The following is a 12,734-nucleotide window of genomic DNA, read 5'->3' as shown; positions in this document are numbered from 1 at the left end:
AAGTAAAGACCCTGTAGCCACTATAGGGTCAAGCACCCATTTGGAGATTGTTGCGATGAAGATCGGCGAATTGGCCAAGCTGACCGACTGCCCGGTGGAAACCATCCGTTATTACGAGAAGGAAGGCTTGCTGCCACCACCGGCACGTACCGAGGCCAACTACCGCGTGTACACCCAGGCGCACACCGAGCGGCTGGTGTTTATCCGCAACTGCCGCAGCCTGGACATGACCCTGGAAGAAATCCGCAGCCTGCTGGGCTTACGAGACAGCCCGCAGGACCAATGCGAAAACGTGAATGCGCTGATCGACGAGCATATCCACCATGTCAAAGCACGGATCGATGGCCTGTTGGCATTGCAGGAACAGCTGATCGACCTGCGCCAGCGCTGTGGCAGCGGGCCGGAGCTGGATCAGTGCGGGATATTGCAGCGGCTGGAGGTCAGCGGCAGTGTCGCCGCCAGCGAGGCTGAGCCTTCGCATGTGGGCAGAAGCCATGGGCATTAATTCAGCCTGGTAACCGAATCAAAGTGTGGGAGGGGACTTGCTCCCTCCCACACAAGCCCACACCTTTAGACGGAGGCAGCCTTTAGATGGCGACGTCGGCTTTAATGCTTGGGTCAGCGTTGTAACCGACGATTTCGAAGTCTTCGAACTTGTAGTCATAGATCGACGCAGGCTTACGCTTGATCACCAATTCCGGCAGCTTCTTCGGCGTGCGCGCCAGTTGGGTCTGGATCTGTTCCATGTGGTTGCTGTAGGCGTGGGTGTCGCCGGTGGTGACGATGATCTCGTGGGGGATCAGGTCGCACTGCTGGGCCAGCATGTGGGTCAGCAGCGCCAGCGCGGCGGTGTTGTACGGCAGGCCGAGGAATACGTCGGAGCTGCGGATATACAACTGCATCGACAGATGGCCGTCATGCACGAACGCCTGGTACAGCAGGTGGCACGGCGGCAGGGCCTGCTTGCCGTTGCGCGCATTTTCCTGGGGGCTCTTGGTCTCGTCCGGCAGGTACTCGACGTTCCAGCCGTGGAACAGGATGCGGCGGCTGTTGGGGTTGGTCTTCAGCGTCTCGACCATGTAGTCGATCTGATTGATCGTGCCGCCGTCCTTGGTCGGCCAGGCGGTCCACTGCTCGCCGTACACCGGGCCCAGATCACCGTCTTCGGTGGCCCACTCGTCCCAGATACGCACGCCGTTCTCGTTCAACCACTTGATGTTGGTGTTGCCGCTCAACATCCAGATCAATTCGTTGGCGATGCTTTTGAAGTGAAGCTTCTTGGTGGTCAGCAGCGGGAAGCCGTCGGCCAAGTTATGCCGATACTGACGGGCAAACACAGCCTTGGTGCCGGTGCCGGTGCGGTCGCCCTTGGTCAGGCCATTGGTCACGACGTCGTTCAGTAGTTCGAGATATTGCTTCATGTCATTACCCGTATCGGTGCAGCCGAGACCTCGCAGGCCTCGGCATTCGAATTCAAAGCGCGGTGTTCTTCAACGGTTGCGGACGGTTGTACGCCCACCACAGCAGGCCCAGGCCGACGATGATCATCGGCAGACTGAGGATCTGGCCCATGGTCACCCAACCGAACGCCAGGTAGCCCAGTTGCGCATCCGGGACGCGCACGAACTCGACGACAAAACGGAAGATGCCGTAGAACAACGCGAACATACCCGACACAGCCATGGTCGGCCGTGGCTTGCGCGAGAAAATGTACAGAATGAGGAACAGTGCCACACCTTCCAGGGCGAACTGGTACAGCTGCGACGGATGGCGCGGCAATTGCGCCGGGTCGCTGAACGGAGGGAACACCATGGCCCACGGCACGTCGGTCGGCTTGCCCCACAGTTCGGCATTGATGAAGTTACCGATACGCCCGGCGCCCAGACCGATCGGCACCAGCGGCGCAACGAAGTCCATCAGCTCGAAGAACGACTTGCCGTTGCGACGGCCAAACCACCAGGCGGCGAGCATCACGCCGATAAACCCACCGTGGAAGGCCATGCCGCCCTTCCATACCTCGAAGATCAGCGTCGGGTTGGCGATGTAGGCGGGCAAGTCGTAAAACAGCACATACCCCAGGCGTCCGCCGACGATGACCCCCATCGACAACCAGAACACCATGTCGGAGAGTTTCTCCTTGGTCCAGGTCGGGTCGAAACGGTTCAGGCGCCGGGAAGCCAGCAGCCAGGCGCCGCCGATGCCGATCAGGTACATCAACCCGTACCAGTGGATTTTCAGCGGACCGATGGCCAGGGCCACCGGGTCGATCTGCGGGTAAGGCAGCATTGCGACTCCTCGTTAAATCATTCGTTATGGCGACCGGGACCATGCCCGGGCGCGATTAAGGCTGCGTTACAGCAAGAAATTCAAACCCACGCAAAACAGCAGCCCGGCAAACAGGCGTTTGAGCAAGCGCGGCGACAAACGGTGCGCCAGGCGCGCGCCGAAGCGGGCAAACACCATGCTGGTCAGGGCAATGCCCAGCAGCGCCGGCAAATACACGAACCCTAGACTATGAGCGGGCAGCAGCGGGTCATGCCAGCCCAGAATCATGAAACTTAATGCACTGGCCAGCGCAATCGGCAGCCCGCAGGCCGACGAAGTGGCCACCGCTTGCTGCATCGGCACGCTGCGCCAGGTCAAAAACGGCACGGTCAGCGAACCGCCGCCAATCCCGAAAATCGCCGAGGCCCAGCCGATCACCGTGCCCGCCAGGGTCAGACCGAGCTTGCCCGGCACCGTTCGACTGGCCTTGGGCTTGACCTCCAGGGCCAACTGCACGGCGATGATCAGCGCGAACACGCCGATGATCTTCTGCAAGTGGGGGCCGGAAATCGCCTCCGCCGTCAGCGCGCCAAAACCGGCGCCGATCAGGATGCCCACGGTCATCCACACAAAGATCGGCCAGCGCACCGCGCCCCGTCGATGGTGCTCACGCACGGCGTTGATCGAGGTGAAGATGATCGTCGCCAGGGACGTGCCCACGGCCAGGTGGGTCAGCACCTGCGGGTCGAAGCCCTGCAAGGTGAAACTGAACACCAGCACCGGCACGATAATGATCCCGCCGCCCACGCCAAACAGCCCGGCGAGCACCCCGGCACAGGCGCCCAGCAGTAAATACAGCAGAAATTCCATGGGAGCCCCCAAACCAAGTCCGGCATGTTAACGGATGGAAGGCATGCGACCCAACTGGATACGATGGAACGCCCGCGCCAGTGTAGGTAGAGTGGCCAAACACACAAAGGGAGATCGCCTGATGTGCCTGATTGTTTTCGCCTGGCGGCCGGGCCATGCCCAACCGCTGATCGTCGCGGCCAACCGTGACGAGTTCTACGCCCGCCCCAGCCTGCCGCTGGCCCAATGGCCGGATGCGCCTGCCGTCTATGCCGGCCGCGACCAGGAAGCGGGCGGCACCTGGCTGGGGGTGAACGCCGACGGGCGGTTTGCCGCCCTGACCAATATCCGCGACCCGCACCAGCCGCCGGCCCGCAAGTCGCGTGGGGAATTGGTGGCGCGGTTTCTCAGCGGTTCGCTGCCGCTTGAGCAGTATTTGGCGGAGATCAACGGCCGCGCGATTGAATATGCCGGGTTCAACCTGTTGGTGGGCACGCGGGAGGAGCTGTGGCATTACAACGCCCGCGACAGCGTGCCTACGCAGCTGCCCGCCGGGGTGTACGGCCTTTCCAATGCAGGGCTCGACACGCCATGGCCGAAATTGCTCAAGGCCAAGGCAGCGCTGGGCGAGGTACTGGAGAACCCGCAGCCGGAAACCTTGCTGGATATCTTGAGCGACCCGCAGACCGCGCCGTTTGCCGACTTGCCGGACACCGGCGTGGGCTTGGCGACCGAGAGTTTGCTATCAAGCGTATTTATCGCCAGCCCCAGTTATGGGACACGGGCGAGTACAGCGCTGATTGTGAATGCGGACGGCACGCGGCAGATGGTGGAGCGCAGTTTTGGGCCGCACGGTGGGCGGCTCGGCGAAGTCGAACTCAACCTGTAGGAGCGAGCTTGCTCGCGAAAAACGTCAACAATGACGCGCCCCCCCTGAATGCACGCAGTACCCTCAGGTTTTTCGCGAGCAAGCTCGTGTGCTGACTGACACTCCGTAATCGAGGGCAAGTCGAATCGTCGCACCGCCCCTCCCACATTTTTGATCGGCGCCAGGTTTTAGAGGGTTTTGGCAGAGGCCGGGTTGATCATCCGCGTCAACCCCAGGTTCTTCAGCGCCAGTTGCAGCGAGCTGTGGATAACTTGCGGGTTGTCGATGGTCATCAGCTCGGCCAGCAGTTCCTTGGCCATGCTCAGGTTGACCTGGCGCAGCAGCCACTTCACCTTCGGCAAGTTGGTGGCGTTCATCGACAGGCTGTCAAAGCCCATCGCCATCAACAGCACCGCTGCCGCCGGATCGCCGGCCATTTCCCCGCAGATGCTCACCGGCTTGCCTTCGGCATGGGCGTCGCGCACCACATGTTGCAGCGCTTGCAGCACCGCCGGGTGCAGGTAGTCGTAGAGGTCGGCCACCCGTGGGTTGTTGCGGTCCACGGCCAGCAGGTATTGGGTCAGGTCGTTGGAGCCCACCGACAGGAAGTCCACCTGCCGCGCCAGTTCCTTGGCCTGGTACACCGCCGCCGGAATTTCGATCATCACGCCGATCGGCGGCATCGGTACGTCGGCGCCTTCGTCGCGCACCTCGCCCCAGGCGCGGTGGATCAGGTGCAGGGCTTCTTCCAGCTCATGGGTGCCGGAGATCATCGGCAGCAGGATGCGCAGGTTGTTCAGGCCCTCGCTGGCCTTGAGCATGGCGCGGGTTTGTACGAGGAAAATTTCCGGGTGGTCGAGGGTGACGCGAATCCCGCGCCAGCCGAGGAAGGGGTTGTCTTCCTTGATCGGGAAATACGACAGTGACTTATCGCCGCCAATGTCCAGGCTGCGCATCGTCACCGGCAACGGATGGAAGGCGGACAGTTGCTCGCGATAAATCGCCAGCTGCTCCTTCTCGCTCGGAAAGCGCTGGTTGATCATGAACGGCACTTCGGTGCGGTACAGCCCCACCCCTTCGGCGCCGCGTTGTTGCGCGCGGGCCACATCGGCGAGCAGGCCGGTGTTGACCAGCAGCGGCACGCGATGCCCGTCGAGGGTCACGCAGGGCAGTTCGCGCAAGGCGTCGAGGCCCTGGGACAGCTGGCGTTCCTCTTCCACCACCTCGGCGTACTGCTTGCGCATCACTTCGCTGGGGTTGGTGAACACCTCGCCACGGTTGCCGTCGACGATCATTTCGATGCCGTCGACCTTGGAATACGGCAGGTCCACCAGGCCCATCACCGTCGGAATACCCATGGCCCGGGCCAGGATCGCGACGTGGGAGTTGCCCGAACCGAGCACCGAGATCAGGCCCACCAGTTTGCCTTCCGGCACTTCGCCGAGCATGGTGGCGGTCAGTTCTTCACTGATCAGGATGGTGTTGTCGGGGTAGACCAGGTTGGTGGAACGGTCTTCCTGCAAGTAAGCGAGCAGACGGCGACCGAGGTCGCGCACATCCGAGGCGCGCTCGCGCAGGTAGGCGTCGTCCATCAATTCGAAACGGTTGACGTGATCGGAGACCACCTGGCGCAGCGCGCCCTGGGCCCACTGGCCGGTCTTGATCACGTTTTTGACTTCGCTGCCCAGCGACGCGTCATCCAGCATCATCTGGTACACCTCGAACAGCGCTCGCTCTTCGGGGCGCAGTTGGGTGGCGAGCTTGTTCGACAGGTTGCGCATGTCGGCGCGCACGCCTTCCAGGGCGGTCTTGAACAGTTTGATTTCGGCGTCGATGTCGCTGACGGTCTTGTCCGGCACCACATCGAGGTCGGCCGGCGGCAACATGACCACGGCCGTACCGACGGCCGCACCTGGCGAGCCCGGTACGCCGACGAACTTGGCTTCCTGGATGCCCTTGCCCTGGCGCCCCAGGCCGCGAATCGAGCCGGTGGCTTCGGCATGGGCGATCACCCCGGCCAATTGCGCGCTCATGGTCACGAGGAAGGCTTCTTCGCCTTCGTCGAACTGGCGGCGTTCTTTCTGCTGGATGACCAACACGCCGACAACGCGGCGGTGGTGAATGATCGGCGCGCCGAGGAACGAGGCGTAGCGCTCTTCGCCGGTTTCGGCAAAGTAGCGATAACGCGGGTGATCAGCCGCGTTTTCAAGGTTCAGGGGTTCTTCACGCGTCCCTACCAAGCCCACCAGACCTTCATTGGGCGCCATGCTGACCTTGCCGATGGAGCGCTTGTTCAAGCCCTCGGTCGCCATCAGCACAAAACGGTTGGTCTCGGGGTCCAGCAGGTAAACCGAGCAGACCTGGCTGCCCATGGCTTCCTTGACGCGCAACACAATAATCCCCAACGCCGCCTTGAGATCCTTGGCGGAGTTAACTTCCTGGACGATCTTGCGCAGCGTATTGAGCATGGCTCGGGGTCGAACTCCGTCGTCAGTCGCGCGTTAAAAGGCGCGGGGCAAGCTCTTTGAGAGCGCGACGATAAACCTCGCGCTTGAATGTCACCACCTGGCCCAACGGATACCAATAACTGACCCAACGCCAGCCATCGAACTCCGGTTTACCGGTCAAATCCATCCGCACCCGCTGCTCGTTGGAGATCAGGCGCAGGAGAAACCATTTCTGCTTCTGGCCGATACACAGCGGTTGGCTGTGGGTACGCACCAGGCGTTGCGGCAAACGATAACGCAACCAGCCACGGGTACAGGCCAAAATTTGCACATCTTCGCGCTCAAGGCCGACTTCTTCGTTCAACTCGCGGTACAAGGCGTCTTCAGGGGTTTCGTCAGGGTTGATCCCACCTTGAGGAAACTGCCAGGCATCTTGGTTGATTCGGCGAGCCCATAGGACCTGTCCGGAATCATTCGTAAGAATAATCCCGACATTAGGACGGAAACCATCGGGGTCGATCACGGCAACAACCTCGCAAACGCATGTCGTCGCATTGTTCCACAAAGGTTGTTCCAGCGGCAACGAGGCTTCTTAGCTTATGTGCAGTCTTGTGAAAAGACCGTATTCTGGACGCCTTTTTACAGACTTTTCAGCGGGTAACTGTAATGCGCCTGGCTTTATTCGACTTGGACAACACGCTTCTGGGGGGTGACAGCGATCACGCCTGGGGCGATTACCTCTGTGAACGCGGATTTCTCGACCCGGTGACCTACAAGGCACGCAACGACGAATTCTATCAGGACTACCTGGCCGGCCAGCTGGATAACGCGGCCTACCTGAATTTTTGCCTGGAAATCCTCGGCCGCACCGAAATGGCCCAATTGGAGGCATGGCACAACGACTACATGCGCGACTGCATCGAGCCGATCATGCTGCCGCAGGCATTTGAACTGCTGGCCAAGCACCGCGCCGCTGGCGACAAGCTGGTGATCATCACCGCGACCAACCGCTTCGTCACCGCGCCAATTGCCGCACGCCTGGGCGTAGACGCCCTGATCGCCACCGAATGCGAGATGGAAGACGGCCGCTACACCGGGCGCAGCACCGATGTGCCGTGCTTTCGCGAAGGCAAGGTGACGCGCCTGAACCGTTGGCTGGAAGAAACCGGGCACAGCCTGGAAGACAGCTACTTCTACAGCGATTCGATGAATGACTTGCCGCTGCTGGAGCAGGTGACGTATCCGATCGCGGTAGACCCGGATCCGAATCTGCGGGCTGAGGCTGAAAAACGCGGCTGGCCGGTGATTACGCTGCGGAGCTGATGGCCCTATCGGGGGCAAGCCCCCTCCCACATTTAACTGCATTTCAACGGATGTACGCGGTTAAATGTGGGAGGGAGCTTGCTCCCGATGCAGACAACTCGGTCCCAAGCCTTAAACCGGCTTGCCCCCCATCAACCCCGCAATCGCCACAAACCCCACCAGGCTGACCACCGCCAATGCCAAGGTGAAATTCAGGCTACCGCCCTCGCCCTTGCGCAAGCGATTGAGCCGCGCCACCAGCCAGAACCAGCACAGCGCCGCGACGGTGTAAAGCAGGCTGGAACCCAGGATCCAGGTCTGCCCCAGCGGCCAGCCGACCAGATGCACCAGCCACCAGCCGGTAAACGGCATGCTGATCAGGCAGATCCCCATCAACAACCATACGAACGCCCACGGGCGCTGCACGGTGATCGCCGGGCCGGCACTGCGTTTGCGCCAGGCCAGCAGCGCCAGGCCGAGGCCGCTGAGCAGCAGCAACACGGTCGCCGCCATGTGGATAACTTTGAGGGTGGTCAGGGTTTCCATGTGTCGTCTTCCTTAAAGGCCGCCCCAATCAGCGTAGTCGCTCAACCGAGGAACAGTTTGTAAGCCGGGTTATCGCTTTCATCCCAGTACGGGTAGCCGATGGCTTCAAGGGCTGCCGATACCAGATGGCGCTCGTCCGCCGGGACTTGCAGGCCGGCGACCACGCGGCCGTCGGCTGCGCCGTGGTTGCGATAGTGGAACATCGAGATGTTCCAGCGCCCGCCTAATTTGTTAAGAAAGTTGAACAAGGCGCCCGGCCGCTCCGGGAATTCGAAGCGAAACACCACTTCATCGCTGACCTTCGCCGCGTGCCCGCCAACCATGTGGCGGATGTGCAACTTGGCCAGTTCGTTCTCGGTCAGGTCGAGCACCGGGAAACCCTGGCTGGTCAGGCTGGCGATCAATGCGCTGCGCGGATCGTTTTCCGGATGGGTCTGCACGCCGACGAAAATGTGCGCCTCGCGGCCGGAGTGGTAGCGATAGTTGAATTCGGTGATCTGGCGCTTGCCCACGGCCTCGCAGAACGCCTTGAAGCTGCCCGGCTTCTCGGGGATGGTCACGGCGATGATGGCTTCGCGGCCTTCACCCAGCTCGGCGCGCTCGGCCACATGGCGCAGGCGGTCGAAGTTGACGTTGGCGCCGGAGTCGATGGCCACCAGGGTTTGCCCGGTGACGCCACGGCTCTCGACATATTTCTTGATGCCCGCCACACCCAGGGCGCCCGCTGGCTCGGTGATGGAGCGGGTGTCGTCATAGATGTCCTTGATCGCCGCACAGATTTCATCGGTGCTGACGGTGATCACTTCGTCCACATAGTCTTTGCAGATGTCGAAGGTGTACTGGCCGATCTGCGCCACCGCCACGCCATCGGCAAAAATCCCCACGGTCGGCAGCACCACGCGCTCGCCGGCGGCCATGGCGGCCTGCAGGCAGTTGGAGTCGTCCGGCTCGACGCCGATGATCTTGATCTCCGGACGCAGGTATTTCACATACGCCGCGATACCGGCGATCAGCCCACCGCCGCCGACCGGCACGAAGATCGCGTCCAGCGGCCCAGGGTGCTGGCGCAGGATCTCCATCGCCACGGTCCCCTGCCCGGCAATGGTGTGCGGGTCGTCGTAGGGGTGAATGTAGACGTAGCCTTTTTCGTCGACCAGTTTCAGCGAGTAGGCCAGGGCTTCCGGGAACGAATCACCGTGCAGCACCACTTTGCCGCCACGGGAACGCACGCCTTCGACCTTGATTTCCGGGGTGGTCTTGGGCATCACGATAGTGGCCTTGACCCCCAGCACCTTGGCCGCCAGGGCCAGGCCCTGGGCATGGTTGCCCGCCGAAGCGGTGACCACGCCGCGCGCGCGCTCATCGGCCGTCAACTGGGTCAGCTTGTTGTACGCGCCGCGAATCTTGAACGAGAACACCGGCTGCAAGTCTTCCCGCTTGAGCAAGACCTTGTTGCCCAGCCGCTCGGAGAGCTGGCGGGCGGCCTGCAACGGGGTTTCTATGGCAACGTCGTAAACGCGCGAGGTGAGGATCTTTTTGACGTACTGTTCAAGCATCGGCAGGCATCACTGGGCGGAGTGGGCAGGGTCGACGAGTCTAACTCAGCGTTTGGCCGGGCGACCACACGAATCCAAAGGTTTTGATGGGTTATACTCGCGCCCTCTCTACTCCCCGCCCGTTCCGGAGCCCGCATGACCCAGGATCAACTCAAACAGGCAGTGGCCCAGGCCGCCGTCGATTTAATCCTTCCTAAACTCGATGACAAGAGCATCGTCGGCGTCGGCACCGGCTCCACTGCCAACTGCTTCATCGATGCGCTGGCCAAGCACAAGGGCGCGTTCGATGGCGCCGTGGCCAGCTCCGAAGCCACCGCCGCGCGCCTCAAGGGCCATGGCATTCCGGTGTACGAGCTCAATACCGTCAGCGACCTGGAGTTCTACGTCGACGGCGCCGATGAAAGCGACGCGCACCTGAACCTGATCAAGGGCGGTGGCGCGGCCCTGACCCGCGAGAAGATCGTCGCGGCCGTGGCCAAGACCTTTATCTGCATCGCCGACGCCAGCAAACTGGTGCCGGTACTCGGCGCCTTCCCGCTGCCGGTGGAAGTGATCCCGATGGCCCGCAGCCACGTGGCCCGCGAGCTGGTGAAGCTGGGCGGCGACCCGGTGTACCGCGAAGGCGTGTTGACCGACAACGGCAACATCATCCTCGACGTGTACAACATGCAGATCACCAACCCGGTGGAGCTTGAGACGCAGATCAACGCCATCGTCGGCGTGGTCACCAACGGCCTGTTCGCCGCACGCCCGGCTGACGTGCTGCTGCTGGGCACCCCGGAAGGCGTGAAAACCCTCAAGGCCTGACGCACAACCGAATGTGGGGTCGGCGGTGTGTTCAGGCTTCTGGTTTCTTGAACACGTAGAACAGGTTCGGCTCGCTGACCAGGTACAACGTACCCGCGTCATCCATGGCGATCCCTTCGGCCTGCGGCACCCGCGTATTCAGGCCATGGCGCCCGTTAAGCAGCGACAAACTGCTTAACGGGCGACCGTCGATATCCAGCTCCAACACCAGGAACGATTCATCCGACAGCGCCAGTAAATGGCCGCTGCGTTCGTCGTATTGCAGGCTCGACAGGTCGCGCACGAACAGCCCGGCATCGCGCTTGGGGTTGTTGATGACGTGGACCGAGTAGGTTTTTTCCGGTTTGAAATGGGGAAACCCATGAACCTCATAGATCACCATCGGGTCGCGTTCCTTCGCCACGAACAGGCGCTTGCCCACCGAGTCGTAGGCAAGCCCTTCAAACCCCTTGTTGCCCCCCACATGCACACCCAGGGTCATCTGCTCCGCGTCGGCGGCGTCGAGGAACTGCGTATCGTCATCCACATGCACCTTGATCAGGCGCTGTTGGCGCTCATCGCTGATGACATAGATGTTGTCGCTGATAAATTCCACGGCCTCGGCATCTCCGAAGCCAACCAGGGGAATCCTTCGCAGGATCTTGCCAGCGAGGGACAGTTCGACCAGCTCGGCGTTTTTGTTGGTGACGGTAAACAGGCTTTTACGCACCGGGTCGTAGGTCAGCGCGGAGACGTCGTCATCCAGGCCTTCGATCACCTGGCCCTCGACGCTGACCCGGTAATCCGCCAGGCCAATGGCGCGGTCGCCAACAGGCTGGCCCCACACCTGCCAATTGAACCAGGCCCGTTCGAACAGACGAAACTGTTGTGCGACAACGCCCGCGCCCATCAAGGCGATCAGCACCAGTATGAAAAAAGCCGGTTTGGGGCGGGCAAGTCGACGCATCGGGCGGGCTCAAAGTCAAAAATGGCGAATGAATATCACGCCCGCCTGAATTTAAACTTAAACGCGCCCGGTGTGTGGCGTATGCCGCGGATAGAGAAATATCCGACGTAATCGGTTGTTATTTCTGTTTTTCGAAACGATAGAACAGGTTCGGCTCACTGACCATGTAGAGGTTGCCGTTCTCGTCCAGGGTCACGCCTTCGGCACGCGGGATCGTGTTCTTGAGGCCGTTGAAGCCGCCGAGCAAGGTCATGAAGCTGACTGGCTCGCCCTTTTCATCCAGTTCCAGCAGCAGGTGGGACTCGGCCGACAGCGCCAGCAGGTGCCCGGTGCGCGGATCGATGGCCAGCGCCGAGAGGTTGCGCATGTCGAGCTTTGTATTGGCGAGCTTTTGCTTGTCACCGACCAGGGTCTGGCTGCCGTCGCTTTTCCAGGTGAACAGCGCTGGCGGGCGTTCTTCGCCGAGCACGAACTGCTGGTTGCGCTTGTCCCAGGTGACGCCTTCAAAGGCTTTGTTCTGGTCTTTGGACGGGCCCAGGTCGTAACTCGGGAAGTCGGCCTTGTTCAACGCCGTGGTGCTGGCGTCGACCTTGACGATGGTCAGGCTGTGCTGGCGTTCATCGACCACGGCCATCAGGCCGTTTTCCATCACCGTCACACCTTCCGGGTTGTTCCAACCGTTAAGGGGCATCTTGCGCAGCACATCGCCTTGCAGGGTCAACTCGACGAGGAATGGATTTTTGCCCATGACGGAAAACAGGGTTTTCGTCTGCGGGTTGTAGGACAGGTCCGAGGCCTCGTCCTTCTCCATACCGGGCAGCAGCTTGGCGTCGATGACGGCGCGGTAATCCGGGAGCCACACGCTCGCTTGGCGTTTGGCCGGGCTTTCAAAACGCTCCACGACCCACAACACACCGCGATCGTCCCAATGCATGGCCCAGGCAACGCCATACACGATCGCCCCGACCAGAAGCAGCCAGGAATACCAGCGCAGAGCAAAACGAGAGCGTGGCTTGGGGGTGAAGGTAGGCAGGGACACGGCCATTGGGCGCTTTTTCCGGAAAGTCAGCGTTAGGTGATAGCACAGGAATAACCGGCCCGCGCGCTAGAGGCTGAAGATTATCCGGATGGGGTGTGAAAAATATGCA

General features: G+C 61.4%; 13 protein-coding genes. 4 read left to right on the top strand and 9 right to left on the bottom strand.

Annotated elements, in window-relative coordinates; genetic code table 11:
• The first annotated feature begins 55 nt into the window (after positions 1-55).
• A complete protein-coding gene (gene cadR / locus C8K66_RS11375; RefSeq protein ID WP_017845051.1) occupies positions 56-505 on the top strand; it encodes a Cd(II)/Pb(II)-responsive transcriptional regulator in 450 nt (149 codons plus the stop codon).
• A gap of 82 nt (positions 506-587) precedes the next feature.
• Here cadR and C8K66_RS11370 read toward each other — a convergent pair whose 3' ends face one another.
• From C8K66_RS11370 to C8K66_RS11360, 3 genes are all read right to left on the bottom strand, one after another.
• Positions 588-1,421, bottom strand: a complete 834-nt coding sequence (locus C8K66_RS11370) for a thymidylate synthase (RefSeq protein WP_057003969.1) — start codon at positions 1,419-1,421, stop codon at positions 588-590.
• Positions 1,422-1,473: 52 nt separating this feature from the next.
• On the bottom strand, positions 1,474-2,286 hold the full coding sequence (lgt, locus tag C8K66_RS11365; protein WP_057003970.1) for a prolipoprotein diacylglyceryl transferase: 813 nt from the start codon (positions 2,284-2,286) through the stop codon (positions 1,474-1,476).
• Between the two features lie 66 nt (positions 2,287-2,352).
• Entirely contained in the window at positions 2,353-3,135 is a 783-nt protein-coding gene (locus tag C8K66_RS11360; protein WP_017845054.1) for a sulfite exporter TauE/SafE family protein, read from the bottom strand.
• Between the two features lie 121 nt (positions 3,136-3,256).
• Between C8K66_RS11360 and C8K66_RS11355 the strand changes: the two genes are divergently transcribed.
• Entirely contained in the window at positions 3,257-4,003 is a 747-nt protein-coding gene (locus C8K66_RS11355; protein ID WP_057003971.1) for an NRDE family protein, read from the top strand.
• 167 nt (positions 4,004-4,170) lie between these two features.
• Here C8K66_RS11355 and ptsP read toward each other — a convergent pair whose 3' ends face one another.
• Together ptsP and C8K66_RS11345 are read right to left on the bottom strand one after the other, a co-directional pair.
• On the bottom strand, positions 4,171-6,450 hold the full coding sequence (gene ptsP, locus C8K66_RS11350; protein WP_017845056.1) for a phosphoenolpyruvate--protein phosphotransferase: 2,280 nt from the start codon (positions 6,448-6,450) through the stop codon (positions 4,171-4,173).
• Between the two features lie 22 nt (positions 6,451-6,472).
• Positions 6,473-6,952: an RNA pyrophosphohydrolase gene (locus C8K66_RS11345; protein WP_026139795.1), complete on the bottom strand. Its 480-nt coding sequence runs from the start codon at positions 6,950-6,952 to the stop codon at positions 6,473-6,475.
• A 143-nt stretch (positions 6,953-7,095) separates the two neighbouring features.
• Here C8K66_RS11345 and C8K66_RS11340 point away from each other — a divergent pair, with 143 nt between their 5' ends.
• The gene (locus C8K66_RS11340) at positions 7,096-7,752 is read left to right on the top strand and encodes an HAD family phosphatase (protein WP_046381729.1); all 657 of its coding nucleotides are present in this window, start codon (positions 7,096-7,098) and stop codon (positions 7,750-7,752) included.
• Between the two features lie 111 nt (positions 7,753-7,863).
• On the opposite strand, the gene C8K66_RS11335 is transcribed toward C8K66_RS11340, so the two are convergent.
• Both C8K66_RS11335 and ilvA read right to left on the bottom strand, forming a co-directional pair.
• Positions 7,864-8,277 (bottom strand): DUF2269 family protein, encoded by a 414-nt coding sequence (locus tag C8K66_RS11335; protein WP_108524860.1) that lies wholly within the window; start codon positions 8,275-8,277, stop codon positions 7,864-7,866.
• A gap of 41 nt (positions 8,278-8,318) precedes the next feature.
• Complete coding sequence (gene ilvA / locus C8K66_RS11330) at positions 8,319-9,833, bottom strand: threonine ammonia-lyase, biosynthetic (RefSeq protein ID WP_017845060.1); 1,515 nt, start codon at positions 9,831-9,833, stop codon at positions 8,319-8,321.
• A 135-nt stretch (positions 9,834-9,968) separates the two neighbouring features.
• Here ilvA and rpiA point away from each other — a divergent pair, with 135 nt between their 5' ends.
• Positions 9,969-10,640, top strand: a complete 672-nt coding sequence (gene rpiA, locus C8K66_RS11325; protein ID WP_079444884.1) for a ribose-5-phosphate isomerase RpiA — start codon at positions 9,969-9,971, stop codon at positions 10,638-10,640.
• A 31-nt stretch (positions 10,641-10,671) separates the two neighbouring features.
• On the opposite strand, the gene C8K66_RS11320 is transcribed toward rpiA, so the two are convergent.
• Both C8K66_RS11320 and C8K66_RS11315 read right to left on the bottom strand, forming a co-directional pair.
• On the bottom strand, positions 10,672-11,586 hold the full coding sequence (locus C8K66_RS11320) for an SdiA-regulated domain-containing protein (protein ID WP_108524858.1): 915 nt from the start codon (positions 11,584-11,586) through the stop codon (positions 10,672-10,674).
• A 118-nt stretch (positions 11,587-11,704) separates the two neighbouring features.
• On the bottom strand, positions 11,705-12,631 hold the full coding sequence (locus C8K66_RS11315) for an SdiA-regulated domain-containing protein (protein ID WP_108524856.1): 927 nt from the start codon (positions 12,629-12,631) through the stop codon (positions 11,705-11,707).
• Positions 12,632-12,734: the final 103 nt, after the last annotated feature.

The sequence above is a fragment of the Pseudomonas sp. GV105 genome (assembly GCF_003058185.1).
In the GTDB taxonomy this organism is placed as follows: Bacteria; Pseudomonadota; Gammaproteobacteria; order Pseudomonadales; family Pseudomonadaceae; genus Aquipseudomonas; species Aquipseudomonas veronii.
The sequence above is the reverse complement of the archived record's forward strand: the minus strand, read 5'-3'. Positions and strand labels throughout refer to the sequence as shown.

What these genes read in the sequence shown, in the direction of transcription:
- ptsP (WP_017845056.1), bottom strand. Translation starts at nt 6,450, where the DNA reads ATGCTCAATACGCTGCGCAAGATCGTCCAGGAAGTTAACTCCGCCAAG.
- C8K66_RS11320 (WP_108524858.1), bottom strand. Translation starts at nt 11,586, where the DNA reads ATGCGTCGACTTGCCCGCCCCAAACCGGCTTTTTTCATACTGGTGCTG.
- lgt (WP_057003970.1), bottom strand. Translation starts at nt 2,286, where the DNA reads ATGCTGCCTTACCCGCAGATCGACCCGGTGGCCCTGGCCATCGGTCCG.
- ilvA (WP_017845060.1), bottom strand. Translation starts at nt 9,833, where the DNA reads ATGCTTGAACAGTACGTCAAAAAGATCCTCACCTCGCGCGTTTACGAC.
- C8K66_RS11355 (WP_057003971.1), top strand. Translation starts at nt 3,257, where the DNA reads ATGTGCCTGATTGTTTTCGCCTGGCGGCCGGGCCATGCCCAACCGCTG.
- C8K66_RS11340 (WP_046381729.1), top strand. Translation starts at nt 7,096, where the DNA reads ATGCGCCTGGCTTTATTCGACTTGGACAACACGCTTCTGGGGGGTGAC.
- rpiA (WP_079444884.1), top strand. Translation starts at nt 9,969, where the DNA reads ATGACCCAGGATCAACTCAAACAGGCAGTGGCCCAGGCCGCCGTCGAT.
- C8K66_RS11360 (WP_017845054.1), bottom strand. Translation starts at nt 3,135, where the DNA reads ATGGAATTTCTGCTGTATTTACTGCTGGGCGCCTGTGCCGGGGTGCTC.
- C8K66_RS11335 (WP_108524860.1), bottom strand. Translation starts at nt 8,277, where the DNA reads ATGGAAACCCTGACCACCCTCAAAGTTATCCACATGGCGGCGACCGTG.
- C8K66_RS11370 (WP_057003969.1), bottom strand. Translation starts at nt 1,421, where the DNA reads ATGAAGCAATATCTCGAACTACTGAACGACGTCGTGACCAATGGCCTG.
- cadR (WP_017845051.1), top strand. Translation starts at nt 56, where the DNA reads ATGAAGATCGGCGAATTGGCCAAGCTGACCGACTGCCCGGTGGAAACC.
- C8K66_RS11315 (WP_108524856.1), bottom strand. Translation starts at nt 12,631, where the DNA reads ATGGCCGTGTCCCTGCCTACCTTCACCCCCAAGCCACGCTCTCGTTTT.